Here is a 1,607-nt window from a genome sequence, read left to right as displayed (position 1 = left end):
ATAATTCAAGTGAATTTGTTTGAAAGAAGAACTTTAAAAGCTTTATTTTCACCCGATAAAATACCCATAAAACAAGAGGAAGCTCATTTGAGCTTCCTCTTGTGAAAAATTGTGGGACAGCAATGGGAAGTTCCCCTCTTTTTAAAGAGGGGTTGGGGTGGATTAAAGTTGTTGAAATTGTTTAGAGAATAAAATGTCACTTTTAAGAGAGATACAAATTGATGCTATAAACTCAAATGCTAAGATTTCAGATTTATTAAGAAAATGTCAAATATTAGCTTATAGATTGGGTAATGAAGATTTTAAGAATTGGATTAGCTTCGAATTGCAAGGCTATCCACAAGACCCAAAAAATGTACCTGACTATAGAATCTTAAATGTTAATTCAAAAGGCCATTTTGCAGGTGCTTTTGGAAGTGCTTTAAATAATGCAGATATGTTGACTTACAGTTTGCCAGAGCAACTTCAAAAAAGTTTATCAAAAGCATATTTTTTTAGTCCTATTGCAACCCTTGAGAGTTTAACAAATAATGAAAGTGAGGTCTTAACTCAAGATTGGAATCCAGCGATTATTGCTCATTACGGTTCTAAGATGTATGAGGGTTATAATTGTATGCAAGCTTGGAAAGTAATACCTGCTTCAGCTGTAGTAGGAATAATAGATACAGTAAAAACAAAAATCTTAAATTTTGCTTTAGAAATTGAGCTGTTAAATCCGCAAGCAGGTGAAGCTGCATTGAATTCTAATCCGATTCCTCAAGAAAAAGTCACCCAGATTTTTAATTTTAATATTGCTGGTAATGTTCAAAACTTAGCTTCAGGAAATCATCACAGCACTATCCATCAAGAAATTAATAACTCTCAAATTCCTCAAGAGTTTCTAGATTTATTAAGTACTTTGAGAAAATCTGAAATCGAGGAAGAGTTAGTTAGCGATCTAGAACTAAGAATTGAAAAATTAGGAACCTCAATTGGAACACCAGAATATACTTCCCAATATGGTGAGCTAATGAGTTTTCTCTCTAATCATGTGACTATATATACTTTCTTAGCTCCATTTATTCCAATGCTATCAAGCTATTTATCATAGAAAGTGAAAGTGATTAGGCACAGCGACGAAATATCATTAGATCACAAATAAAAATAACACTTAGCTTTAACGACACTATCATTTACAAAAATGGACAATAGACATTCATCACAACAGAGTTATACTGCTTAGACCATTTTCTAAAACAACGGAGAACAAAGATGGTTACAGCTGGCTCAAAACCGGGAACAGGTTTCTATTTTTGTGTTCAATGCGGACATCGCGTCTTCTTAGAAATTGGTACAGACCGACTACCACCGTGTACCAAATGCCTCGGCACCCAATATAACGATAAGGTTGCCTAAGCACACGATATTCAAAACAGAAGATCCTGTTTTAAATAAAAGCCCTATCACCCTATAGGGCTTTTTTGTTAGCGTATAATTTACATGGCTCTAGACTAGCAAAATGATTATGTTAGTCTAGAATCATGATAGAAAACAGTAAATTAAGTCACTACAAGATTAAAAAAATTATTCAATGCTTTTGTGTTGATATTCCTGCTTCCAAAACAGCC

Annotated in this window: 2 protein-coding genes and 1 pseudogene; all 3 read left to right on the top strand. The window is 33.6% G+C overall.

What is annotated here, in order from left to right; all coding sequences use genetic code 11:
- The first annotated feature begins 193 nt into the window (after positions 1-193).
- Positions 194-1,090: a hypothetical protein gene (locus FTV12_RS16320; protein ID WP_179993183.1), complete on the top strand. Its 897-nt coding sequence runs from the start codon at positions 194-196 to the stop codon at positions 1,088-1,090.
- 107 nt (positions 1,091-1,197) lie between these two features.
- Positions 1,198-1,395 carry a zinc ribbon-containing protein gene (locus FTV12_RS16315; protein WP_257229525.1) on the top strand — a complete coding sequence of 66 codons (198 nt, stop codon included), beginning with the start codon at positions 1,198-1,200 and terminating at the stop codon, positions 1,393-1,395.
- A 125-nt stretch (positions 1,396-1,520) separates the two neighbouring features.
- Positions 1,521-1,607, top strand: a pseudogene (locus tag FTV12_RS16310) (IS1595 family transposase); the annotation flags it as partial.

The organism is Acinetobacter sp. YH12233 (assembly GCF_013417725.1).
Lineage (GTDB): Bacteria > Pseudomonadota > Gammaproteobacteria > Pseudomonadales > Moraxellaceae > Acinetobacter.
This window is presented reverse-complemented; position numbering and strand designations above follow the sequence as displayed.

What these genes read in the sequence shown, in the direction of transcription:
- FTV12_RS16320 (WP_179993183.1), top strand. Translation starts at nt 194, where the DNA reads ATGTCACTTTTAAGAGAGATACAAATTGATGCTATAAACTCAAATGCT.